At 75.0% G+C, this 19,497-nt stretch carries 19 protein-coding genes; 12 read left to right on the plus strand and 7 right to left on the minus strand.

The genetic code is table 11. The features are described 5' to 3' along the window. Window positions 1-83: 83 nt before the first annotated feature. From CSPHI_RS08670 to CSPHI_RS08685, 4 genes are all read left to right on the plus strand, one after another. Complete coding sequence (locus CSPHI_RS08670; RefSeq protein WP_075692554.1) at window positions 84-1,388, plus strand: DUF6542 domain-containing protein; 1,305 nt, start codon at window positions 84-86, stop codon at window positions 1,386-1,388. A gap of 87 nt (window positions 1,389-1,475) precedes the next feature. Beyond that, window positions 1,476-1,976 carry a hypothetical protein gene (locus tag CSPHI_RS08675; protein ID WP_075692556.1) on the plus strand — a complete coding sequence of 167 codons (501 nt, stop codon included), beginning with the start codon at window positions 1,476-1,478 and terminating at the stop codon, window positions 1,974-1,976. Beyond that, complete coding sequence (xseA, locus tag CSPHI_RS08680; RefSeq protein ID WP_075692558.1) at window positions 1,976-3,214, plus strand: exodeoxyribonuclease VII large subunit; 1,239 nt, start codon at window positions 1,976-1,978, stop codon at window positions 3,212-3,214. Before CSPHI_RS08675 ends, xseA begins: the two co-directional genes overlap by 1 nt. A 92-nt stretch (window positions 3,215-3,306) precedes the next feature. Further along, window positions 3,307-3,597 (plus strand): exodeoxyribonuclease VII small subunit, encoded by a 291-nt coding sequence (locus CSPHI_RS08685; protein ID WP_075692560.1) that lies wholly within the window; start codon window positions 3,307-3,309, stop codon window positions 3,595-3,597. Here CSPHI_RS08685 and CSPHI_RS08690 read toward each other — a convergent pair. Next, the gene (locus tag CSPHI_RS08690) at window positions 3,594-4,163 is read right to left on the minus strand and encodes a DUF4245 domain-containing protein (protein WP_075692562.1); all 570 of its coding nucleotides are present in this window, start codon (window positions 4,161-4,163) and stop codon (window positions 3,594-3,596) included. The two genes, CSPHI_RS08685 and CSPHI_RS08690, sit on opposite strands and share 4 nt — an antisense overlap. 231 nt (window positions 4,164-4,394) lie before the next feature. Here CSPHI_RS08690 and glpX point away from each other — a divergent pair, with 231 nt between their 5' ends. From glpX to CSPHI_RS08715, 5 genes are all read left to right on the plus strand, one after another. Then, window positions 4,395-5,411: a class II fructose-bisphosphatase gene (glpX, locus tag CSPHI_RS08695; RefSeq protein WP_075692564.1), complete on the plus strand. Its 1,017-nt coding sequence runs from the start codon at window positions 4,395-4,397 to the stop codon at window positions 5,409-5,411. A gap of 165 nt (window positions 5,412-5,576) precedes the next feature. After that, a complete protein-coding gene (locus tag CSPHI_RS08700) occupies window positions 5,577-6,977 on the plus strand; it encodes a class II fumarate hydratase (RefSeq protein ID WP_075692566.1) in 1,401 nt (466 codons plus the stop codon). Between the two features lie 187 nt (window positions 6,978-7,164). Continuing rightward, window positions 7,165-8,565, plus strand: coding sequence for a TIGR01777 family oxidoreductase (locus tag CSPHI_RS08705; protein ID WP_075692568.1), 1,401 nt, complete (start codon window positions 7,165-7,167; stop codon window positions 8,563-8,565). A gap of 92 nt (window positions 8,566-8,657) precedes the next feature. Then, window positions 8,658-9,332, plus strand: coding sequence for a TetR family transcriptional regulator (locus CSPHI_RS08710; RefSeq protein ID WP_211274661.1), 675 nt, complete (start codon window positions 8,658-8,660; stop codon window positions 9,330-9,332). Next, window positions 9,326-10,969, plus strand: a complete 1,644-nt coding sequence (locus CSPHI_RS08715; protein ID WP_425429722.1) for an MDR family MFS transporter — start codon at window positions 9,326-9,328, stop codon at window positions 10,967-10,969. The genes CSPHI_RS08710 and CSPHI_RS08715 overlap by 7 nt, the downstream gene beginning before the upstream one ends. Before the next feature lie 88 nt (window positions 10,970-11,057). Here CSPHI_RS08715 and CSPHI_RS08720 read toward each other — a convergent pair whose 3' ends face one another. The 3 genes from CSPHI_RS08720 to CSPHI_RS08730 form a co-directional block, all read right to left on the minus strand. Next, window positions 11,058-11,690: a GNAT family N-acetyltransferase gene (locus CSPHI_RS08720; RefSeq protein WP_075692572.1), complete on the minus strand. Its 633-nt coding sequence runs from the start codon at window positions 11,688-11,690 to the stop codon at window positions 11,058-11,060. Window positions 11,691-11,760: 70 nt separating this feature from the next. Continuing rightward, window positions 11,761-12,345 (minus strand): LGFP repeat-containing protein, encoded by a 585-nt coding sequence (locus CSPHI_RS08725; RefSeq protein WP_075692574.1) that lies wholly within the window; start codon window positions 12,343-12,345, stop codon window positions 11,761-11,763. A 152-nt stretch (window positions 12,346-12,497) separates the two neighbouring features. Continuing rightward, window positions 12,498-13,286, minus strand: a complete 789-nt coding sequence (locus tag CSPHI_RS08730; protein WP_075692576.1) for a LysR substrate-binding domain-containing protein — start codon at window positions 13,284-13,286, stop codon at window positions 12,498-12,500. A 54-nt stretch (window positions 13,287-13,340) separates the two neighbouring features. On the opposite strand from CSPHI_RS08730, the gene CSPHI_RS08735 reads away from it, so the two are divergent. From CSPHI_RS08735 to CSPHI_RS08745, 3 genes are all read left to right on the plus strand, one after another. Further along, window positions 13,341-13,733 (plus strand): DUF5997 family protein, encoded by a 393-nt coding sequence (locus CSPHI_RS08735; protein WP_075692578.1) that lies wholly within the window; start codon window positions 13,341-13,343, stop codon window positions 13,731-13,733. Further along, window positions 13,730-14,503 (plus strand): alpha/beta fold hydrolase, encoded by a 774-nt coding sequence (locus CSPHI_RS08740; protein WP_075692580.1) that lies wholly within the window; start codon window positions 13,730-13,732, stop codon window positions 14,501-14,503. Before CSPHI_RS08735 ends, CSPHI_RS08740 begins: the two co-directional genes overlap by 4 nt. Before the next feature lie 590 nt (window positions 14,504-15,093). Beyond that, window positions 15,094-16,266 carry an acyl-CoA dehydrogenase family protein gene (locus tag CSPHI_RS08745; protein ID WP_075692581.1) on the plus strand — a complete coding sequence of 391 codons (1,173 nt, stop codon included), beginning with the start codon at window positions 15,094-15,096 and terminating at the stop codon, window positions 16,264-16,266. An 86-nt stretch (window positions 16,267-16,352) separates the two neighbouring features. On the opposite strand, the gene CSPHI_RS08750 is transcribed toward CSPHI_RS08745, so the two are convergent. From CSPHI_RS08750 to glyA, 3 genes are all read right to left on the minus strand, one after another. After that, the gene (locus CSPHI_RS08750; protein ID WP_075692583.1) at window positions 16,353-17,255 is read right to left on the minus strand and encodes a fumarylacetoacetate hydrolase family protein; all 903 of its coding nucleotides are present in this window, start codon (window positions 17,253-17,255) and stop codon (window positions 16,353-16,355) included. Window positions 17,256-17,302: 47 nt separating this feature from the next. Continuing rightward, complete coding sequence (locus CSPHI_RS08755) at window positions 17,303-18,091, minus strand: enoyl-CoA hydratase-related protein (protein ID WP_075692585.1); 789 nt, start codon at window positions 18,089-18,091, stop codon at window positions 17,303-17,305. Between the two features lie 72 nt (window positions 18,092-18,163). Continuing rightward, a complete protein-coding gene (glyA, locus tag CSPHI_RS08760; protein WP_075692587.1) occupies window positions 18,164-19,465 on the minus strand; it encodes a serine hydroxymethyltransferase in 1,302 nt (433 codons plus the stop codon). Window positions 19,466-19,497 lie beyond the last annotated feature (32 nt).

A 19,497-nucleotide genomic window follows, 5' to 3' on the forward strand; every position in this document is an offset into this window, starting at 1 on the left:
CGCGACCGCCCGGGGTGCCCGCGCGACACCCAGACCCCGTGCGGTGCCCCGACCGGGCCCGGGGGGTCGGTAACATCCCTGGCGTGTCCGCCACCAACGCCGCCCCCGCACCGCCCCCGCCCGCCCAGGCGGGACCGCGGCGGCTGCCGCTGTGGGCCCCGGCGGCGCTGCTCCTGCTCGCCGCCGCGGCGGGCGTGGCGGTGTCCACGCCGACCGGCTCCCTCGGCTGGCCCTACCTGATCCTCTTCCTGCTCGCCGCACTCGCCGGGGTGGCCTGGGTGGATCCGCGCGGCCTGGTCGTCGCGGTCTCCCAGATCCCGGTGCTGTTCAGCCTGCTCACCCCGGTGACCGCCTGGTTCACCGCCTCCTTCGCCGACCCGGCGGTGGGCGGCGCCCTGGCGTCCACCCCCCGTAAGACCCGGCTCATCACCGCCGTCTACCCGGTGGTGCAGTTCTTCCCCTGGATGCTGGCCATGCTGGTGCTGTGCACCGCGGTGGGCATCTGGCGCTATCTGCGGATCCGCACCGAGAACAACCTCATCGCCCGCGCCGAGCGCAAGCGCGCCCGGGAGCGCCGCCGCGCCCAGGAGGGCAGCCGGGAGGCTGCCCGGGCCCGGCGCCGGATCGCCGAGCACGGCGCCGGCGGCGGCCGACCCCGCCCGGGCCGGGCCTCCGAGGTCGTCGCCGAGGCGGATCGCCGCCGACAGCCGCATGCCGCGCGCCGGCCCGATCCCGCCGCGGGCTCCCGTCCGGTGCGCGCCGGGGAGCGCCGCACCCGGGGCGCCGATCCGCGCGCGACCGGCCCCCGCCGGGTCGCCGCCGGGGATCCGCGCCGGATGCAGGGGCCGCGCCGGCCGGGTCCGCAGGACCCGCGCCGCGATCCCCGCGACCCGCGGGACCCCCGCGATCCGCGGCAGGGCCGCGGCGGCCGGGAGGCCCGGGTGCCCCGCGGGCCGATGGATCCGCGCGGCGGCCGCGGGGTCCGCGAACCCCGTCCCCAGCCGCAGCCGCAGCGCCGGGATCCCCGTGATCCGCGCGACCCGCGCGATCCGCGGGTTATCCGGGATCCCCGCGGGATCCGCGATCCCCGGGATCCGCGGGAGGTCCGGGACCCCAGGGGTCCCCGGGATCCGCGGCATGCCCGGGGCGGCCGGGATCCCCGCCTGGAGCGGGATCCCCGGCACGCCCGCACGGGGCGGGACCCCCGGCAGGAGCAGGATCCGCGCGGCCCGCGGCGGGTCGCAGATCCCCGGGATCCCCGGGACCCCCGCACCGCCCGGGATCCCCGGGACCCCCGCGCGGCCCGGGATCCATACCGGGGCGAGGGCCCGCACCCGCGCTACCGCGGTCGGCCGGGGGACGGCCCCCGGCACGGCGATCCCCGGTAGCGCCGGGGCGCCGGGCACCTACAATCGGCGGCGAACCGCGGCCGCCGGATCCGGCGGCCGCCCCGCCCCCGTCCCCAGGAGGTCGCCATGAACGCGCCCGCACCGCTCCGCCTGGCCGCCGGTCTCGCGGTCACCGCCGCCGAGGAGGCCTTCCGGCTGCCCTACCGGCTGCGCCGGGCGCCCGCCCGGGTGGCCGCCGCCCCCGGCGCGGTCGCCGACGCCGGCGCTAGCGCGGCGGGCCGGGCCGGCACCCGGGTGCTCGCCCGGGCGCTGCGGGTGCAGCAGAACCTCTCCGCGCTGGCCGCCAAGGGCGATGAGGCGCTGGCCGACCTCGTCGCCGACGACTCCGCCGCCGGGGCGGAGGCGGTCTTCGACGACGACCCCGGCGCCGGGGTGCGCGCCACCACCGCGGAGCAGACCGCCCTGGCGGTGGGCTACCCGGAGCTGGACGCCGATGGTCTGGAGGATCTGCTCCCCGAGCTGGACCGGGCGCGGATCGCCGCGCTGCTGGACTACGAGCTGGCGCACGGCGACCGGCCGGCCTTCACCACCCTGCTGGGCAACGCGCTGGCGCAGGCGGGGTCCTGATGGCCGGCAAACTGGAGACCTCCCCGGAGCGGCCGGTGTCGGTGCGCCGGGTCAACGAGCTGGTCGGCGGCTGGATCGAGCGGCTCGGCCCGATCTGGGTGGAGGGCGAGGTCGCCCAGCTGAACTCCAAGCCGAACTGGGCGCTGTCCTACGTCACCCTGCGCGACACCCAGGCCAACGCCTCGGTGCCGGTGACCTGCCGCACCTCCCTGCTGCGCGATGGCACGGTCACCGTGGGCAGCCAGGTGGTATTGCACGCCAAACCGGCGTTCTACCAGGCCCGGGGCAGCTTCTCGCTGATGGCCGCGGAATTCCGCCCGGTCGGCGAGGGCGAGCTGCTGGCCCGGATCGAGCGGCTCAAGCAGGCCCTGGCCGCCGAGGGCCTGTTCGATCCGCGGCTGAAGCGCACCCCGCCCTTCCTGCCGCGGCGGGTGGGCCTCATCACCGGCCGCGGCTCGGACGCGGAGCGCGATGTGCTGAACATCGCCCGGGAGCGCTGGCCGGAGGTCGACGTGGCGGTGCGCAACACCGCGGTGCAGGGCGCCCGGGCGGTGCCGGAGATCCTCGCCGCCCTCGCGGAGCTGGACGCCGAGGAGGCCGTGGAGGTGATCATCATCGCCCGCGGCGGCGGCTCGGTGCAGGATCTGCTGCCCTTCTCGGAGGAGACCCTGGTGCGCGCGGTGAGCCGGGCGCGCACCCCGGTGGTCTCCGCGATCGGGCACGCCATGGACACCCCGCTGCTGGACAACGTCGCCGACGTGCGCGCGGCCACGCCCACCGACGCCGCCAAGCGGGTGGTGCCGGACGTGGTGGAGGAGCGCCGCCGGATCGCCGAGGCCCGGGCGCGCACCGCCGATGCGCTGCGCCGCTGGGTGCAGCGCGAGGAGCAGGCCCTGGCGCAGCTGCGCAGCCGGCCGGCGCTGGCGGATCCGCTGCTCGCGGTCACCCGGCGGGCCGAGGAGCTCGACGCCGCCCGGCTGCGGCTGCGCCGCGGCGTCGCCGCGGTGCTGGAGCGCCAGGAGGCGGCGGTGGCGGGGCTGCGCGGGAAGATCTCGGCGCTGGGCCCGGCGGCGACCCTGGCCCGCGGCTACGCGGTGGTGCAGGTGCAGCCCCGGGACGGCTCCGGCGACCAGGTGGTGACCACGATCGGGCAGGCCCCGCCGGGCTCCCAGCTGCGGATCCGGGTCACCGACGGGGCGGTGACCGCCGCGGCGATGGGGGTGCGGCCCGCGGACTAGGGCCGCGGGGCCCGCCGCCGCCGGCGGCGGGGACGGATACGGTGCAGTAACGAGCGGCCGGGGCGAGGCGCCCCGGGGAAGGACGGGAGAGGATGAGCCGGGAGACCATCGGCGCGGGCACCGGGCAGGACGCGCAGCGTCCGCCGGTGGAGCAGCTCAGCTACGAGCAGGCCCGCGATGAGCTGATCGAGACGGTGAAGCTGCTGGAGCTGGGCCAGATGGGCCTGGACGAGTCGCTGGCGCTGTGGGAGCGCGGGGAGGCGCTGGCCCGGGCCTGCGAGGAGCGCCTCGCCGGGGCCCGGGAGCGGGTGGCCGAGGCCCTGGGCGAGGGGGCGGATACCGCCGAGGGGGCCGGCTACCAGGGCCCGACCCGCAGCGGCTAGCCGGCGGGCGCGGCCACCGGCTGCGCCGCCGCGGCGGCCTCGGCGAGGGTGCGGTACTCCGCCTCCGCCGCGGAGCCCTGGATCTCCAGGCGCAGCTCGCCGGCGTCGGCGGTCCAGGTGGTGCGGGTGTCGGCGTCCGCACCCTCGGCGACCCGCCAGGACAGCCCCCCGGCCTTGCGCTCCCCGGAGCCGATCCGGGGCGGCTCGGGTTCGGGCAGCGCATCGGCCGGCGCATCGGTCTGCAGCAGCTGCACGTAGTCCCCGGCACCGGTGACGTAGCCCAGGATGGTGGCCTGGTGGCCGGCGACCACCCCGGCCCGGGCGGAGTTGACCGTCCAGTCCGCGGGCAGCTCGGGGGCGCGCACCGGGAAGGGCACCCGGGAGGCCTCCTGGCGCAGGAAGGTCTCCGCGTCCACCTCGTGCACCGGGCCGTTCTCCGGTCGGCCCGGGTTGAAGCTGCACAGGCCGGTGAAGCCGACGAAGACGAGCATGAGCACGGCCATCGCGACGAGGCTGAGGACCATGTCGCGGCCGTCCTGCAGGATTCTGGGCTTGTCCGAACTCACGCCGCCAGTATGCCAGGCCAGCGGCGATGCACCCGGCCACCCCCGAGAGTGTGGACCGGCCCACCCCCGGGGCGGGCGAAAGGTGGAACACTGGGGGGTGCGTCCGTGTGCGTGCCGGCACCCGTCGGGCACCCCCGCGGGGGAGTCCGGCGCGCCCGCCGGGCCCGCCCGGACGGCGCATGACACACCGGGACCGCGGTCCCGCCCTCGAAGCTCAGGAGGCTCCCCCAGATGAACGCCAAGCACCCCCAGGCACCCGACCGCAACCTCGCCATGGAGCTGGTCCGAGTCACCGAATCGGCGGCGCTGGCCGCGGGCCGGTGGGTCGGCCGGGGGTTGAAGAACGAGGGCGACGGGGCCGCCGTCGACGCCATGCGCCAGCTCATCAACACCGTGCAGATGAACGGCGTGGTGGTCATCGGCGAGGGCGAGAAGGACGAGGCCCCGATGCTGTTCAACGGCGAGGAGGTCGGCACCGGGGAGGGCCCGGCGGTGGATATCGCGGTGGACCCGATCGACGGCACCACCCTGATGGCCGAGGGCCGGCCGAACGCCATCTCGGTGCTCGCCGCCGCCGAGCGCGGCACCATGTACGACCCCTCGGCGGTGTTCTACATGGACAAGATCGCGGTCGGCCCCTCCGCCCGCGGGGTGGTGGACATCGAGGCCCCGGTGGCGCACAACATCAACGCGGTGGCGAAGAAGAAGGGCATCCTGCCCGAGGACGTCACCGTGGTGGTGCTGGACCGGCCCCGGCATGCGGAGATGATCCGCGAGATCCGGGTCACCGGGGCGAAGGTGCGGCTCATCGGCGACGGCGACGTCGCCGGCGCGGTCGCCGCCGCCCAGGACACCAACTCCATCGACATCATGATGGGCATCGGCGGCACCCCGGAGGGCGTCATCACCGCCTGCGCGATGAAGTGCATGGGCGGTGAGCTGCAGGGCAAGCTGCACCCCAAGGACGAGGCGGAGGCCAACGCCGCCCGGGAGGCCGGGCTGGACCTGGACGCCATCCTCACCACCGATGACCTGGTGCGCAGCGACAACTGCTATTTCGTGGCCACCGGCGTGACCAACGGCGACATGCTGCGCGGGGTGGCCTACCGCGGCACCGGCGCCTGGACCCGCTCCATCGTGATGCGCTCCAAGTCCGGCACGATCCGCTCCATCGAGGCCTTCCACTCCATGGAGAAGCTCCGCGAGTTCGCCACCATCGACTACGGCGAGCCGATGAAGGAGCGCTGAGCCCCCGATCCCGGCACCGACCATCCGACCCCGCGCCGCCGCGGCCCACCCCCGCGGCGGCGTTGGGGGATACTGGGTACCGGGGCTCGCCGGCGGCGGCCGCGGCGGCCGACGGCGCACCCCGGCCGAACCCGGCTGATTTCCACCCGACGAAAGAGAAGACGCATGACCGAGCAGCAGTACCGCATCGAGCACGACACCATGGGCGAGGTCAAGGTCCCCGCCGAGGCCCTGTGGCGCGCCCAGACCCAGCGCGCGGTGGAGAACTTCCCGATCTCCGGCCGCCCCCTGGAGTCCGCCCAGATCCGCGCCATGGGCCTGCTCAAGGCCGCCTGCGCCCAGGTGAACAAGGACAAGGGCCTGCTCCCGGCGGAGCAGGCCGACGCGATCATCGCCGCGGCGAAGGAGATCGCCGAGGGCGCCCATGACGCCGAGTTCCCGATCGACGTGTTCCAGACCGGCTCCGGCACCTCCTCGAACATGAACACCAACGAGGTCATCGCCTCGATCGCGAAGAACGCCGGGGTGGAGGTGCACCCCAACGACCACGTGAACATGGGGCAGTCCTCCAACGACACCTTCCCCACCGCCACCCACGTCGCCGCCACCGAGGCCGCGGTCACCGACCTGGTGCCCGGGCTGAAGGTGCTGCACGCCTCCCTGGCGAAGAAGGCCGCCGAGTGGGAGACCGTGGTCAAGTCCGGCCGCACCCACCTGATGGACGCGGTCCCGGTGACCCTGGGCCAGGAGTTCGCCGGCTACGCCCGCCAGATCGAGGCCGGCATCGAGCGGGTGGAGGCCACCCTGCCGCGGCTGGGCGAGCTGCCGATCGGCGGCACCGCCGTGGGCACCGGGCTGAACACCCCCGCCGATTTCGGCGCCCTGGTCACCGAGGAGCTGAAGAAGCTCACCGGGGTCGAGCAGCTCGCCGAGGCGCGGAACCACTTCGAGGCGCAGGCCAACCGGGATGCCCTGGTGGAGTTCTCCGGGGCGATGCGCACCATCGCGGTGTCCCTGAACAAGATCGCCAACGACATCCGCTGGATGGGCTCCGGCCCGCTGACCGGGCTCGGCGAGATCCACCTGCCGGATCTGCAGCCGGGTTCGTCGATCATGCCGGGCAAGGTCAACCCGGTGCTGTGCGAGACCGCCACCCAGGTCGCCGCCCAGGTGATCGGTAATGACGCCGCGGTGGCCTTCGCCGGCGCCGGCGGCGCCTTCGAGCTCAACGTGTTCATCCCGGTGATGGCCCGCAACGTGCTGGAGTCCGCCCGGCTGCTGGCGAACACCTCCCGGGTGTTCGCGGAGAAGCTGGTCGACGGGATCGAGCCGAACGTGGAGCGGATGCGCACCCTGGCGGAGTCCTCGCCCTCCATCGTCACCCCGCTGAACTCGGCGATCGGCTACGAGAACGCCGCGAAGGTGGCGAAGACGGCGCTGAAGGAGGGCAAGACCATCCGGCAGACCGTGATCGACATGGGCTTCGTCGACGGCGAGACCCTCACCGAGGAGGAGCTGGACCGCCGCCTCGACGTGCTGGCCATGGCCAACACCGACCGCGACTGACCCTCCCCCTCCCCCGCCCGCCCGGCGCCGGCCCATCCGCAGGATCGCGGATGCGCCGGCGCCGCGGCGCTTCCCGGGGCCGCCCCGCCCCCGCCGGGCTCCCCCGCCCGGCCCCGGGCGGCGCCGGCGCCGAACCCCCGGCGGGACGCCCGCCCCGCATCCGACCCCGATTCCCCAGGAGCATCCGATGAGCGCCCGATTCGTCCAGCAGCTGCCGCACCGCCGCGAGCGGGTGGCCGACTGGTTCGCCCGCCCCGGGGCGGTGACCCGGCTCACCCCGGGCGCGGCCCCGCTGACCCCGCGCGCCGCCGCGGCGGATCTCGCCGCCGGGGAGACCGTCTTCGCCATGCCGGTGGGCCTGTCCTGGCGGGCCCGGCATGATCCGGCGGCCTTCATCCCCGGCCGCCGCTTCGCCGATGAGGTGGTCAACGCGCCCTGGCGGGCGCTCACCGGCTGGCGGCACGTGCACGAGCTCGCCGACTCCCGCGGCCCCGGGGGCGCCGGCACCGTGGTCGTGGACCGGATCCGCGCCCGGGTGCCGGCGGCGGCGCTGCACGGGCTCTTCGCCTTCCGGCACACCACCCTGGCCGGGGATCTCGCCGCCGCGGACCGGCTCGCCGGGGTGCTCGGCATCGGCGCCGGGGTGGGCCGGGAGCCCGGGGAGCGGCTGCCGCGGCTGACCATCGCGGTCACCGGGGCCTCCGGGACGGTGGGCACGGCGCTCGTCGCGCTGCTGGGCACCGCCGGCCACGAGGTGATCCGGCTGGTGCGCGGCGCGGCGGCCGGGCCGGGTGAGCGGCGCTGGGATCCGGAGGCGCCGGCGGCGGACCTGCTCGAGGGCGTCGACGCCCTGGTGCACCTGGCCGGGGCGCCGATCGCCGGCCGGTTCACCGAGGCGCACCTCGCCGCGGTGCGCGACTCCCGGGTGGGACCGACCCGGCGGCTGGCCGAGGCGGTCGCCGCGGCGGGCACCCCGGTGGTGGTCTCCGCCTCCGCGGTGGGCTACTACGGCGCCGACCGCGGCGGGGAGATCCTCGACGAGGACGCCGCGGCGGGGCCGCGCACCGAGGCGCTGGCCGGCATCGTCGCCGACTGGGAGGACGCCTGGGCCCCGGCCCGCGCCGCCGGGGCGCGGGTGGCGCTGCTGCGCACCGGGCTGGTGCTCGCCGGCGGGGGCGGGCTGCTGCCGCCCCTGGCCGGGCTCACCCGGGCCTGCCTGGGCGGCCGGCTGGGCTCCGGGCGGCAGTGGTTCCCCTGGATCGCCCTGGACGATCTGGTGGACCTCTACCACCGGGCGGCGCTGGATCCGGCGCTGGCCGGCCCGGTCAACGCGGTCGCCCCGGGCGGGGTGGACAATGCCGCGTTCACCCGGACCCTCGCGGAGGTGCTGCGCCGCCCGGTGGGCCCGCCGGTGCCCGCCGCCGGCCCGGCGCTGCTGCTGGGCCGCCGCGGGGCCGCGGAGCTGGCCCTGGCCGATCAGCCGGCGGTGCCGGCCCGGCTGGTGTCGATGGGGCACGTGTTCCGCCATCCGGGCCTGGCCGGGGCGCTGCGCCATGAACTGCTCCGGCCCGCCCCCGAACGGGGTTGAGCCGGGCGTCCGACGTACCGGGATGAGGCCCCTTCACCCGGTATGACCTGGATGGTTGCCGCAATCTTGCACCTGGTGTAACTTTGCACCCCGTGAACGAATCAAGCCAATGCGGCCGCCCCTGCGGCCGCCGCGAGCACAACCGGAGGCGCACCCGGCGCGGGATCGAGGATGCCGCGCTGGAGCTGATGGCCGCACGCGGCTTCGACGCGGTCACCGTCGAGGACGTCTGCGCCGCCGCGGAGGTCAGCCGGCGCACCTTCTTCAACTACTTCGAGTCCAAGGACGAGGTGGTCCTCGGCCGGGGGCTGCTCACCTTCGACGAGGCCGATGCGGAGCGCTTCCGCGCCGCCGGGCACGCCGACCCGCTGCGGGCGTTGCTGGGCATCGTCGAGGACGCGCTCACCGGCCCCCCGGACAGCGATGACGATCTCGCCGATCCGGTGGCCCGGCACCGCCGGCTGCACGGGCTGCGCCGCCGGATCATCGACTCCGATCCCCGGCTGCTCGGCCTGGCGATCGCCGCCCAGGCGGACGTCTTCCAGCGGATCACCGCCATGCTCGAGCAGGTGCACACCGCCGACCCGGCCACCCGCCGGGCCCCCGGCATCCCCGCCGCGGAGGAGGCCGCGCTCGGCGCGGCGCTCATCCGCGAGGCCATGTGGATGGCCACCATCCGACCCGGCCCACGCGCCGCCGCCGGGGATCACCCGCTCCTCGACGCCGCCCGCACCATCACCCGATTCACCCAGGAGATCCCGTGGTAGACCAAGCCTCCCCCGCCGGCCGCCCGGCCGGCCCCGCCCAGCCCCCGGCCACCCCGGCCGCCGGCGCCCGCCCCGCCGGCCGCCCGGACCGGGCCACCCGCCGCGCCGCCGAGGTGGTCGGCCGCCAGCGCGCCCTGGTGCTCACCTCGCTGATGACCGCGATGCTGATGAGCTCCCTGGGCCAGATGATCTTCTCCACCGCGCTGCCCACCATCGTCGGCGATCTCGGCGGGGTGGACCACATGTCCTGGGTGATCACCGCCTTCCTGCTCATGCAGACCATCGCGCTGCCGGTGGTCGGCAAACTCGGCGACATGTACGGCCGGAAGCTGTTCTTCCTCGCCGGGATCACCGCCTTCATCGCCGGGTCGGTGATCGGCGCGCTGGCCGGGTCCATGATGCTGCTGATCCTGGCCCGGGCGGTGCAGGGCCTGGCCGGCGGCACCATGATGGTCTCCTCCCAGGCGATCATGGCCGAGGTGATCCCGGCCCGGGAGCGCGGCAAGTACATGGGCATCATCGGCGCCGTGTTCGGGCTGAGCTCGGTGCTCGGCCCGGTGCTCGGCGGCTGGTTCACCGACGGCCCCGGCTGGCGCTGGGGGCTGTGGATGAACGTGCCGCTGGGGCTCATCGCCCTGGCCACCGCCGCGCGCTACCTGCGGCTGCCCACCCGCACCCCGGTCGGCCGCTTCGACTGGCCGGGCACCGCGCTGCTGGCCACCGCCGCGGCCACGCTCATCCTCACCACCACCTGGGGCGGCACCCAGTACGCCTGGACCGACCCGATGATCCTGGCCCTGATCGCGGTGTCCGTGGCCTCCTGGGCCGGTTTCGTCGCCGTGGAGCGCCGGGCGGCGAACCCGGTGGTGCCGATGCACCTGTTCGCCAACCGCAATTTCAGCCTCACCACCGCCGCGGGCCTGGCCCTGGGCATCGGCATGTTCGGCACCATGGCCTACCTGCCCACCTACCTGCAGATGGTGCACGAGCTCAGCCCCACCGCGGCCGGGCTGATGATGATCCCGATGATGGTGGGCATGCTCGGCACCTCCATCGGCATCGGGGCGGTGGTGAGCGCCACCGGCCGCTACAAGTGGTACCCGGTGGCCGGGATGGCGATCATGGGCGTGGCGCTGCTGCTGATGTCCCGGATGAGCACGGACACCTCCCTGCCGGTGGTCGGCGCGGAGCTGTTCCTCATGGGCTTCGGCCTGGGCATGGGCATGCAGGTGCTGGTGCTGGTGGTGCAGAACTCCTTCCCGGTGGCCATGGTGGGCACCGCCACCGCGGCGAACAACTTCTTCCGCCAGATCGGCGGGGCGGTGGGCTCGGCGGTGGTGGGCACCATCTTCATCCACAATCTGCGGGATCTCATGGCCGAGCGGCTGCCCGCGGCGGTGGCCGCCTCCGGGGAGGCCGGCCGGGCCGCCGGGGCGGCCTTCACCGGCGGCGACGCCGCGGCGCATCTGAGCCCCTCGGTGCTCGCCGGGCTGCCCGCGCCGATGCACGAGGCGATCCTGGGCAGCTACAACGACGCGCTCACCCCGGTGCTGGCGATGCTGGTGCCGCTGATGGTGCTGGCCACGCTGCTGCTGGTGGGCATCCGGGAGGAGAAGCTCAAGGACACCGTGGAGTAGCCCGCCGGGGCCCGGATCCGCGAGGACCCCGCGACCGGATCGGTCGCGGGGTCGCGGTGGCTTGCGGGCGCCCCGGGCGGGGCGGGGATCAGGCGCCGACCTGGCGTTCGGCGGAGTCGAGCTTCTCCAGCAGCGGGCGCACCGGGTCGCCGGCCTCCTCGGCCTCGCGCAGGGCGCGCTTCTCGGCGCGCTCCTCCGGCTTCTCCAGCAGCTTCTCCAGGATGATGATGTCCCGCCACTGGCCGGCCATCGGCCCGTAGGTCATCTTCGCCATGTGGTGGTAGACGCCGACCTCCCGGAAGCCGAGCTTGCGGTGCAGCTTCAGCGAGCCGACGTTCTCCGGGAACACCCAGGAGTGGATGGACCAGCAGCCGGCCTCGGTGGCGGCGTCCATCAGGGTGGACAGCAGCGCCCCGGCCAGCCCGCGGCCCTGGCCGTCGGGGTGCACGTAGATGGAGTCCTCGATCACCCCGCGCAGGATGTGCCGCTTGGACACCTGGGAGGCCGAGGCCCAGGCCAGGATCCTGGCCGGGTCCTCCTCGGCGACCGCGACGAAGCACAGGTCGAGCCGTTTGAGCCGCGCGAATTCGGGCCAGTCGGGCGCCTCATGCTCCCAGGAGGCGTGCCCGGTGTCCAGGCCGATCTCGTAGATCTCCTGGACCTGCGGGTAGTCGCCCTCGGTCATGGGCCGGATCTCGAATCCGGGCTTCGTGTCTGCCATGGGTTCCAGTCTTAATGCACGAGCCCCCGGGCCGTCCAACGGTCCGGGGGCTTTTCGCGGGTCCGAAGAATCAGTCCTCGGGGGTGGCGCCGATCTCGGTGGTCGGGCCGAACTCGCCGTCCTCGCCGACGGTCCAGGTCATGGAGCCGTTCTCGAAGTAGGAGATCCAGCCGCCCTCGATCTCGGCCTCGTCGCGAATGGGCAGGCCCAGCTCGGACTCGGCGCCGCCGTCGGCAAGCCAGGTCTCCAGGATCTTGCCCTGGATGAGCACCGCGCCATTGTCCGGGGTGTCGTAGATGCGGGCGTTGTCGAAGACGGCGACGGTGACGCCGTTGTCCTCGGTGACCTCGCCGAGGGCGCCGAGGGCGTCCGCGCCGCCGAGCTCCTCGTACTTGTCGGCGATCCCGGCGGGCACCTCGGTGCCGTCGATCTCGCCGGTGCCGGAGATGGCGTCCCCGGCCTTGTCGGCGGCATCGCCCGCGGCGTCGCCGGCCTTGTCGGCGGCGTCGCCGACGGCGTTGGTGGCGTCGGCGGCGGCGTTACCGGCCTTGTCCTTCGCCGCGTCGACGTCCTCGGTGGAGCAGGCCGCGGAGCCGAGCACGAGGCCGGCGCCGAGCACGACGGCGGTGAGGGAGCGGGTGATAGTGGAACGCATGGATGCCTCCGATAATGATTGGGTTAAATTAAATCTGCTCCCCCAGCATGCATGACCGGGCGAACCCCCGCAACCCGGGAACATATCAATCGGATAACGCAGAACTGTCGTATCCGGTCCCCGAAATCCGCCGAAGGCCCAGCCCGGGGCGGTTACCGCCGCCGCCGGCGGCGACCCGCCCGGGAGCCGCCGGATTTCCCGCGGCCCCGCCCGGATCCGGCGCCGGCGCCGGCTCCACGACCGCCCCGGCCGGCCCGGCCGGCGCCCGCCCCGCGGCCACCGCTGCCCGCGCGGGCCGGGGCCGCGTCCTCCCGCCGCGCCCCGGTGCCGCGGGAGGACCCGGCCCGGCGGCCGCGCACCACCCCGGCGAACTCCTGGGCCGCCGGCCCGTCCAGCTCCCTCGGCCAGATGAGCCAGATCCAGGTGCCGGGCGGCTCCGCCTCCCCCGCGGCATCGGCGCCGTCCGGGCCGGCACCGGCCTCGGCCAGCGGCCGTTCCACCACCCCTCGCCCGCCGAGGGCGCGCAGCAGCGGCCGCGGGGCGCGCACCACCCCGGCGCCGGCGGCCGCGGCCGGCAGCATCCGCCGCAGCAGCTCCGGGTCGGCGGTGTCCGCCAGCAGCGTCTCCCCCGCGAGATCCGCCTCCGCCACCGGCTCATCGGCGCCGAGCAGCGCGATCAGGTGCTCCCGGCCGGCGGCGACCCCGGGGGCCTCCCGGTAGAGCCGGATCCGGTGCAGCCCCGGGTCCGCCCCGGGATCCCGGGCCAGGGCCATATCCGCCTCCCCGGCGGCGAGCCGGGCGGCCGGATCATCGGCCGGCAGCTCCACCAGCTCCCCGCCGGTGCGCTCCCGCCAGCGGCGGAACCACTTCCCGGGGCTGGTGCCGGCGGCGAAGGCGATCCGCAGCCGGGGTGCGGCGGCGGGGTCGGCGGGGGCGTCCATGGGCCCCGATGCTACCGCGCGGGACCGCCCGGGCGGGCTGCTAGCGTGGCGCCCATGAAGCCACTGACCGCGGCCAAGAAACTGGGCGTGCACCTGCCCGCCACCCCGGAGGAGTTCCGCGCCGGGGAGGTGAGCCACGAGCGGCTGCGCGCACTGCAGTCCGATCCGCCGGAGTGGCTGCGCGAGCTGCGCCGCACCGGACCGCATCCCCGACCCGAGGTCGCCCGCCGGCTGGGCGTCACCATCGCCGCGCTGAAGCGCAATGACATGGACCTGCCGCTGACCACCGAGGAGATCCGGGCGCTGCTCGCCGATCCCCCGGAGTGGCTGCGCGAGGCCCGGGCGGGGCTGGCCCGGCGCCGCGAGGAGGACGCCCGGGCGCGGGCCCGCCGGGAGGGGCGCGCCGCGAGGGCCGCCCGGGACGGCGACGGGGGGCCGCGGCGATGATGCTCGACCATGACGTGCACGGCCGGCTCGGCCAGCCCGCGGTGCTGCTGCTGGGCTCCCTCGGCGCGGATCGGCGGATGTGGGATCCGCAGGTGCGCGCCCTGGCCGGCCGGTGGCGGGTGATCACCGCGGACCTGCGCGGCCACGGCCGCTCCCCGGCCCCCGGCGGGCCGTACCGGATGGCGGAGCTGGCCGAGGACGTGCTCGACGTCCTCGGCGCGGTCAACGAGCGCCGGGTGCACCTGGTGGGGCTGTCCCTGGGCGGGGCGGTGGCGCAGACCCTGGCGCTGGCGCGCCCGGAGCTGGTGGCCTCGCTGACCCTGGTGTCCACCGCCGCGAGGTTCGGCACCCCGGAGACCTGGCGGGGCAAATCCGAGCTGGTCGCCGCGCGCGGCACCGCGGCGCTGGCCGATGCCGTGGTGGGCAACTGGTTCACCGACGACTGCCGCCGGATGCGCCCGGAGCTGCCGCGGCGCTTCGCCGAGGGCATCCGGGCCACCCCGGACGCCGGATACGCGGGCTGCTGCGGGGCGCTGGCCGGGTTCGACTCCCGGGAGGCGCTGGCCGGGCTGGCGCCCCGGCTGGCCCGGCGCACCCTGGTCATCGCCGGGGAGCAGGACACCTCCACCCCGCTGCCGGTGGTGCGCGATCTGCATGGGCGGATCCCCGGTTCCGCGATGATCACCGTCTCCCCGGCCAAGCACCTGCTCACCGCGGAGCGCCCGGAGCTGGTGAACCCGATCCTGGCCGGCTGGTTCGCCGGCGGCTGAGCGCCGCGCCGGCCCGACGACGACTGAGGCGGCACCCCGGGGGACCCGGGGCACCGCCTCATTCGCGTGTGCAATTGGAGGTTGCCGTGACTGCGTGGCAGTTGAACCACTGACCACACAATAGACCCGTGACCTGGGGTGCGGTCAATAACGTCATGCGAATCTGCGCTATTTCACCCCCGGTGCGGCCATGCCCGGACCGGCCGGCGCACCCCGCCGGATCCCGCGTTCACCCAGCGCAGCCTATCTTTTTGGATAAGTGTTGCCTTACCTTCGGCGTCGCCGCCGGCTACCCCCGATCCGGCCGCCGGCCACCCCCGCCCCGGCCGCCGCGGCGCCCGCGCCGGTCGCCGCCGTACCCCGGGACGGCCCCGTGGCGGGGCCCCGGCGGGGCGCGCACCGGCGGTGACGCGGCCCCGGCCGGACCGGGCCGGGCGGGGCGGTGCGGCGGGCCGCCGGCGGCGGGGGCCCACGACGGGGGTTCGGAATTCACCGGGATTGGTGTCCGGGGTCACATATGAGGGCATAATGGTTGGCAGACCAGCTGCGTGATGCCGAGCGCATTCGCCGCACCCTACGAAGGAGATCACATGAAGGACTTCCTGCCCCGCACCCACTTCGAGGAAGAGCACGAGATGTTCCGCGACATGGTGCGCGGCTTCGTCGAGAAGGAGATCACCCCCAATGTCGAGAAGTGGCATGAGCAGGGCATGCCCGACCGGGAGATCTTCAAGAAGGCCGGCGAGCTCGGCCTGATCGGCATGTCCACCCCGGCCGAGTACGGCGGCGGCGGCGAGGCCGACTTCCGCTACAACCAGGTGCTCAACGAGGAGCTGGCCAACTCCGACTGCGGTTCCATCGTGGTGAGCTTCGGCACCCTCAACGACCTGGTGGCCCCCTACCTGGCCAAGTTCGGCTCCGAGGAGCTGAAGCAGAAGTACCTGGCGGGCATGAACGCCGGCGAGCTGATCGGCTGCCTGGCGATGACCGAGCCGGGCGCCGGCTCCGACCTGGCCGGGATGCGCACCTTCGCCCGGAAGGACGGCGACGACTGGATCCTCAACGGCTCCAAGACCTTCATCTCCAACGGCATGCTCTCCGACTTCGCCCTGGTCGCCGCGATCACCGACCCCGCCAAGGGCCGCGCCGGGGTGTCCATGTTCGTGGTGGACTCCGATCTGGAGGGCTACACCAAGAACGGCCCGCTGAAGAAGGTCGGCCTGAAGGCCCAGGACACCGCCGAGCTGCACTTCGACAATGTCCGGGTGCCCGGCGCGAACCTGCTCGGCGAGGAGGGCGCCGCCTTCGGCTACCTGCGCACCAACCTCGCCCATGAGCGGCTCACCCTCGCGGTGGGCTCGGTGGCCACCTCCCGGCGCGCCTGGACCCTGGCCTACAACTACGCCCAGGAGCGGGAGACCTTCGGCCGCCCGATCATCCAGCACCAGGTGCACGGCCACTACCTGGCCGACATCGCCACCCGGATCACCGCGCTGCAGGCCTTCGTGGACCAGGCGGTGATGGCGCACAACGCCGGCAAGCTCGACGAGATCGGCGCCTCGATGGCGAAGTTCTGGACCACCGAGGAGCAGCAGGACATCGTCACCCGCTGCCTGCAGATGTTCGGCGGCTACGGCTTCATGATGGAGTACCCGATCTCCACGCACTACCTCGACACCAAGGTGCAGACCATCTACGGCGGCACCAACGAGATCATGAAGGAGATCATCTCCCGGCGGATCGCCAAGGGCGGCTACGCCTAAGCCCCCCTCCCCCGCGCGCCCATCCGGCCGCCGCCCCGCATCCGGGGCGGCGGCCGGCGCCGTCCCCGGTCCCGGATGCGGCCGGGTCAGCCGCGGATCCGGGTCACGCTGCGGATGAGGCCGAGACCGCCGATGGACACCTCCACCGCATCGCCCTCGCCGAGGTAGCGGCGCGGCTGGCGGGCGTGGCCCACCCCCTCCGGGGTGCCGGTGGCGATGACGTCGCCGGGGCGCAGCGGCAGGAAGGAGGCGACGAAGGCGACCAGCGCCGCCGGGTCGTGCACCAGGTCCGAGGTGGGCGCGTCCTGCATCACCGCCCCGTTGAGCCGGGTCACCAGCCGCGGCCCCGGCGCCCAGTCCCCGGCGGTGGTCAGCCAGGGCCCGAGCCCGGAGGAGGCGGCGAGGTTCTTGCCCTGCAGCCACTGCAGGGTGCGGTACTGCATGCCCCGGCTGGTGTAGTCGTTGAACACCGCGTAGCCGGCGATGGCGGCCTCCGCGGCCGCGCGGTCCAGCCGGGCCGGCCCGGCGGTGCCCGCGCCGACGATGACCGCGAGCTCCCCCTCGAAGTCGAGGGTGCCGGCATTGGCCGCCGGCACCGCGACCTCGTCGAAGGGCCCGGCGAGGGCGTCGGTGAATTTGCCGAACAGGGTGGGCGTCTCCGGGGGCTCGTGGCCCATCTCGCGGATGTGCCGGGCGTAGTTCAGCCCGGTGCACAGGATCTTCGGCGGGGCCGGGATCACCGGGGCGAGCCGGTCGGCGGGGAACTCCAGGAGCGGTCCGCCGGCCCGCCCGGCGCGCTCGCGCCACCCCGGGTCGGCGAGCAGCGCCCCGACATCGGCGGCGCCGTCGACGGGGTGCCCGGCGAGCATCCCCCCGGATTCGGCGCCGGCGGCGAGCCAGGCCTCGGCGGCGGCGTCGTCGAGGCGCACCGCGGCGGTGCCGGGGTGGTCGGGGCGGGGGTCGGGCAGTCGGAGGGTGGCCAGGCGCATCGGGGTCTCCTGCGGGGCGGGTGCGGCGGGGGTGGGGCGGGTCCGGCCTAGCGGCCGGTGAAGCGGGGCGCGCGGCGGGCGTGGAAGGCGGCGACGGCCTCCCGGTGATCGGCGCTGTCGGAGAGCCGCACCTGGGCGGCGGCCTCCCGCTCGGCGATCTCGGCCACCGCGCGCGGATCGCGCACCAGGGCCTTGATCTCCCGGTAGGAGCGGGTCGGCCCGGCGGCCAGGCGCCGCGCCAGCGCCCGGGCGGCGGCGTCGGCGTCCGGGCCCTCGGCGACCTCGGTGACCAGGCCGAGCTCCAGGGCCCGGGCCGCCGGGATGGCCGCATCGGCGAAGAGCAGCTCCAGGGCCTTCGCGGGCCCGACGATCTCCGGCAGCAGCCGGGAGATCCCGCAGTCGTTGGCCAGGCCGATGGAGGGGAACGCCGCCTTGAACACGGCCGTCTCCGCGGCGACCCGCAGATCGCAGCCCAGGGCCAGCGACCAGCCGGCGCCGGCGGCGGCGCCGTTGACCGCGGCGACCACCGGCACCGGGATCGCGTGCAGCGCGGCGATCATCGGGTTGTACTCCCGGTGCACCTTGTCCCGGCCCGCCCCGGAGTCCAGGTCGGCGAGGTGCTCGCCGAGGTCCTGGCCGGTGCAGAAGGCCTCCCGGGTGCCGCGCAGCAGCACCGCGCGAACCGGCCGCTCCGCCGCGTCGCAGCCGGCCGCGGCCGATTCGAAGGCGCCGGTGAGTTCCGCGCGGGCGGCGCGGTCCAGCGAATTGCGGGCCTCCGGGCGATGGAAGGCGATCTCCAGCAGACCCTCGTCGAGGGTGGTCTCCACGCAGCTCATGGCCCCGATCCTAGGCGGGCCCGGACGTGCCGGCGCCCCCGGGGCGGGGCCCCGGGGGCGGCGGGCGCCGGGTCAGGAGATGGTCCACTCCTCCAGGCCCTCGTAGAGCGGGAAGTCCGCGGCGACCTTGGCCACCCGGGCGCGCAGCGCGTCCACGTCGGCGGCCTTGCCGGCGGCCAGGGCGGTGCCGATCACGTCGGCGACCTCGGTGAAGGCCGCCTCGTCGAGGCCGCGGGTGGCCAGCGCCGGGGTGCCGATGCGCAGCCCCGAGGTGACCATCGGCGGGCGCGGGTCGAAGGGCACCGCATTGCGGTTGACGGTGATCCCGACCTCGTGCAGCAGATCCTCGGCCTCCTGGCCGTTGAGCTCGGAGTTGCGCAGGTCCGCGAGCACCAGGTGCACGTCGGTGCCCCCGGTGAGCACGTCCACCCCGGCGGCCCGGGCGTCGGCGGCGGTGAGCCGCTCGGCGAGGATCCGGGCCCCGGCGAGGGTGCGCTCCTGGCGCTCCCGGAACTGTTCGGTGCCGGCGATCTTCAGCGCCACCGCCTTTGCGGCCACCGCGTGCATCAGCGGCCCGCCCTGCTGGCCGGGGAACACCGCGGAGTTGAGCTTCTTGGCGTAGTCCGACTTCGCCAGGATCATCCCGGACCGGGGCCCGCCGAGGGTCTTGTGCACGGTGGTGGACACCACGTCGGAGGCCGGCACCGGGGAGGGGTGCAGCCCGGCGGCGACCAGGCCCGCGAAATGGGCCATGTCGGTCCACAGCTTCGCGCCGACCTCGTCGGCGATCGCCCGGAAGGCGTCGAAGTCGAGGTGCCGGGGGTAGGCCGACCAGCCGGCGATGATCACGTCCGGGCGTTCGGCGAGGGCCTGCTCGCGCACCTTGTCCATGTCGATGCGCATGGTGTCCTCGTCCACCCCGTAGGCGGCGACCCGGTACAGCTTGCCGGAGAAGTTGATCCGCATCCCGTGGGTGAGGTGGCCGCCGTGGGCCAGGTCCAGGCCCATGATCTTGTCCCCGGCCTCGATGAGCGCGTGCAGCACCGCGGCATTGGCCTGGGCGCCGGCGTGCGGCTGGACGTTGGCGAACTCGGCGCCGAAGAGCTCCTTGGCCCGGTCCCGGGCGATGTCCTCGATGACGTCGACGTGCTCGCAGCCGCCGTAGTAGCGGCGGCCCGGGTAGCCCTCGGCGTACTTGTTGGTCAGCACCGAGCCCTGGGCCTGCAGCACCGCCCGGGGCACGAAGTTCTCCGAGGCGATCATCTCCAGGGTGTCGCGCTGGCGGGCGAGCTCCCCGGCCATCGCCTCGGCGACGGCCGGATCGAGCTCGGCGAGGGGCTGGTAGCGGACGTCCGCGGTGGGGGAGCCGGTCATGGGGTGCGGGAACCTTTCGTGGGGGGGCTGCG

Origin of the sequence: Corynebacterium sphenisci DSM 44792, assembly GCF_001941505.1 — a bacterium.
Taxonomy (GTDB): Bacteria; Actinomycetota; Actinomycetes; order Mycobacteriales; family Mycobacteriaceae; genus Corynebacterium; species Corynebacterium sphenisci.

Coding starts and splice junctions, on each gene's coding strand:
- CSPHI_RS08675 (WP_075692556.1), top strand. CDS start 1,476: ATGAACGCGCCCGCACCGCTCCGCCTGGCCGCCGGTCTCGCGGTCACC.
- xseA (WP_075692558.1), top strand. CDS start 1,976: ATGGCCGGCAAACTGGAGACCTCCCCGGAGCGGCCGGTGTCGGTGCGC.
- CSPHI_RS08685 (WP_075692560.1), top strand. CDS start 3,307: ATGAGCCGGGAGACCATCGGCGCGGGCACCGGGCAGGACGCGCAGCGT.
- glpX (WP_075692564.1), top strand. CDS start 4,395: ATGAACGCCAAGCACCCCCAGGCACCCGACCGCAACCTCGCCATGGAG.
- CSPHI_RS08700 (WP_075692566.1), top strand. CDS start 5,577: ATGACCGAGCAGCAGTACCGCATCGAGCACGACACCATGGGCGAGGTC.
- CSPHI_RS08705 (WP_075692568.1), top strand. CDS start 7,165: ATGAGCGCCCGATTCGTCCAGCAGCTGCCGCACCGCCGCGAGCGGGTG.
- CSPHI_RS08720 (WP_075692572.1), bottom strand. CDS start 11,690: ATGGCAGACACGAAGCCCGGATTCGAGATCCGGCCCATGACCGAGGGC.
- CSPHI_RS08725 (WP_075692574.1), bottom strand. CDS start 12,345: ATGCGTTCCACTATCACCCGCTCCCTCACCGCCGTCGTGCTCGGCGCC.
- CSPHI_RS08730 (WP_075692576.1), bottom strand. CDS start 13,286: ATGGACGCCCCCGCCGACCCCGCCGCCGCACCCCGGCTGCGGATCGCC.
- CSPHI_RS08735 (WP_075692578.1), top strand. CDS start 13,341: ATGAAGCCACTGACCGCGGCCAAGAAACTGGGCGTGCACCTGCCCGCC.
- CSPHI_RS08740 (WP_075692580.1), top strand. CDS start 13,730: ATGATGCTCGACCATGACGTGCACGGCCGGCTCGGCCAGCCCGCGGTG.
- CSPHI_RS08745 (WP_075692581.1), top strand. CDS start 15,094: ATGAAGGACTTCCTGCCCCGCACCCACTTCGAGGAAGAGCACGAGATG.
- CSPHI_RS08750 (WP_075692583.1), bottom strand. CDS start 17,255: ATGCGCCTGGCCACCCTCCGACTGCCCGACCCCCGCCCCGACCACCCC.
- CSPHI_RS08755 (WP_075692585.1), bottom strand. CDS start 18,091: ATGAGCTGCGTGGAGACCACCCTCGACGAGGGTCTGCTGGAGATCGCC.
- glyA (WP_075692587.1), bottom strand. CDS start 19,465: ATGACCGGCTCCCCCACCGCGGACGTCCGCTACCAGCCCCTCGCCGAG.